Source organism: Pseudomonas sp. A-R-19 (assembly GCF_019956575.1).
In the GTDB taxonomy this organism is placed as follows: Bacteria; Pseudomonadota; Gammaproteobacteria; order Pseudomonadales; family Pseudomonadaceae; genus Aquipseudomonas.
The window spans coordinates 1-2,651 of the sequence record NZ_JAHBDR010000018.1; the positions used below are offsets into that span (position 1 = coordinate 1).

At 59.4% G+C, this 2,651-nt stretch carries 1 protein-coding gene and 2 pseudogenes; 2 read left to right on the forward strand and 1 reads right to left on the reverse strand.

All coding sequences use genetic code 11. The features are described from left to right. Positions 1 to 8: 8 nt before the first annotated feature. Positions 9 to 986, forward strand: a pseudogene (locus KGA88_RS31650) (cache domain-containing protein); the annotation flags it as partial. A gap of 390 nt (positions 987 to 1,376) precedes the next feature. Beyond that, positions 1,377 to 1,892: pseudogene (locus KGA88_RS31655) on the forward strand (methyl-accepting chemotaxis protein); the annotation flags it as partial. A 186-nt stretch (positions 1,893 to 2,078) separates the two neighbouring features. On the opposite strand, the gene KGA88_RS01130 reads toward KGA88_RS31655, so the two are convergent. Further along, positions 2,079 to 2,510 (reverse strand): glycine zipper domain-containing protein, encoded by a 432-nt coding sequence (locus tag KGA88_RS01130; protein ID WP_223588317.1) that lies wholly within the window; start codon positions 2,508 to 2,510, stop codon positions 2,079 to 2,081. Positions 2,511 to 2,651 lie beyond the last annotated feature (141 nt).

Sequence of the window (2,651 nt, forward strand, 5' to 3'; positions counted from 1 at the left end):
AGCTGTCGATGAAAATCCGTTACAAGGTAAGCCTTGTGGCTGCTTGTGTGCTGTTCGTGACGACCAGTCTGCTGTCGCTGGTCCAGGTCAGTCAGGTCCGTTCTATTTTGCGCACGCAAGTCGAGGAAGGTATCTCCGAATCGAGCAATGCAGTGGCGCGACAGATCGAAAACTGGCTGAACGCCAAACTTCGGCTGATGGACTTGGCGGCCCAGGCGATCGACCGTCAGTACAGTGCGCAAGCGACCCAAAGAGTCATCGACTCGCCCGTTTTGAAAGATGAATTCAAGCTGGTTTTCGGCGCGCTCGAATCCGACGGAAAACCCATCAAGAACACGGCATCGTGGAATCCGAAACCCGATTATGACGGTCGCACCCGCCCTTGGTACGCGACCGGCAAGGCAGGCAGCCAGGCTGTTTTGACCGAACCCTACAAGGACTCCACCACCGGTGAAATCCTGATCTCCGCGGTTGCCCGGATCAGCGATGCGGGTCAATTGCTCGGGGTGTTTGGCGGTGACATCCGCCTGACTTCGGTTGCCGACGCCATCAATACGCTGGATTTCGGCGGGGCCGGTTATGCGTTTCTGCTGAGTAAAAGCGGCAACATCATTTCCCACCCGAACGCCGAACTGAACGGCAAGCCCTACAGTCAGCTTTTCGCTGGAAACGCCCTTGCGCTCGACAGCCGGCTTCAGGAAGTCAGTGGCGATGGAAAGTCCCTGCTGGTTTCCTTCATCCCCCTCACCGATCTCAGGGGCATGGACTGGTACATCGGCGTCGTACTGGATCAGGACATCGTCATGGCCGCAGCCCATACCCTGACCTGGCGAGCCGTCATCGGTACCGGCCTGGGCGTGTTGCTCAGCCTGCTGGTGTTGGGGCTGCTGGTCAGGCGATTGCTCCGGCCTCTGGATCAACTCAAGGAATCGCTGGCAGACATCAACCGCGGAGAAGGCGACCTGACCCGCCAGTTGCCAGTGACCGGCAGCGATGAAGTGGCGCTGGTCGCCGGGGAATTCAACCAGTTCCTGCACAACCTCAAGGCACTCATTGGCGATGTGAAAAGCAGCTCGCACCAGGTTCGCGAGAGCACCACCGCGACGTCATTTGAAGCGGATCAGGCAGCCAGCCGCGTACAGATTCAATTGCAGGAACTGGATCAACTCGCCACGGCCATGACCGAGATGGCCTCGACAGCGGAGGATGTGGCACGCAACGCCCAGGCCGCGGCCGAGGCGGCGATCGTTGCCACCGGGCAAGCAACGGACGGAGTCGCCCTGGTCTCCAGGTCAACGGGGGCCATCAAGTGTCTGGCTGACGAGATGGACGACACCGGTCATGCGATCAATGAATTGTCCACGCTCAGTCAAAGCATCGAATCGATCGTGGCGGTCATCACCAGCATCGCCGACCAGACCAACCTTCTCGCGCTCAACGCGGCCATCGAAGCAGCACGCGCCGGTGAATCGGGACGGGGCTTTGCCGTGGTTGCCGACGAGGTGCGCTCGCTGGCCTCGCGGACCCAGCAATCCACTCAGGAAATACGCCTGATGATTGAGCAACTGCAGACGGGGGTCAAACACGCCCAAGTGCGAATGCAGCAAAGCCGCGACACTGCCAGCAAGACGGCAGGCGATGCCGATGCGGCCAATGCAACGCTCGAACGCATACGTGAAGCCATTTACCGCATCAATGACATGAACCTGCAGATTGCCGCCGCCGCTGAAGAACAGAGCGCCACGACCGAGGAAATCAATCGCAATACGAGCAACATCCGCGATATCAGCCTGGAGGTGTCCGGCAGTGCCGAGAAGCAGGTCCGCCAATGCTCAGTGATGGGGGACCATGTAGGCCAGCAAGACAGGCTTCTCAGCCGCTTCAGAATCTGAATCCGGCACCACGGTCACTTGTAGGAGCCGGCTTGTCGGGTCGCCGCATCGTGGCGATGGACTCAAGTGCACCGCGTTTATTCAGTTCACACGCGTTATCGTTAACGACCATCGCCAGCAAGCCGGCTCCTACAAGGGACCGTGACCAGTGAAAGTTCCAAAAATGCCCCGTCACGGCGCCCGGGATCAGTCGTGATGTTTGTGTTTATGTTTGTTCTTGTATTTGTTCTTATGCTTGTAGTCGGAGTCGTGGTGGTCGTCGTCATCGGCCAGATTATTGCCGACAGCCCCCCCTGCCGCGCCGCCCAGCCCGGCGCCGATCAGGCCACCGGTGGAACCACCGACACTGTTGCCGATGACCTGACCACCCGCCGCACCGAGACCGCCGCCAATCGCCGTCTCGGTCTTCTTGCCACTCTTCGCGGTCATTGCGCCCCCGGCCGCGCCACCCACGCCGGCTCCGATCGCAGCGCCAGTACTGCCTCCCATAGCCTGACCGACCACGCTTCCGAGGGCGCCGCCGAGACCGCCACCGATCGCCGTGTTGGTGGTTTCGCCAGCGAGGGAGTACTGCGATACAAGCAGACTTAATGCAATGACAGTGAATGACTTACGCATCAGACAGACCTTTGGAAATAAACGAGAGCAGAAAAGTCTGTTGCTACCAGGCACTCAGGTCAACAGATATTCGGCCGCGCATTAATCTGGATCAACCGATCAGTGAGTAGCAGGACCGCTTATCGATCAACTGCCCTACCC

Coding starts and splice junctions, on each gene's coding strand:
- KGA88_RS01130 (WP_223588317.1), bottom strand. CDS start 2,510: ATGCGTAAGTCATTCACTGTCATTGCATTAAGTCTGCTTGTATCGCAG.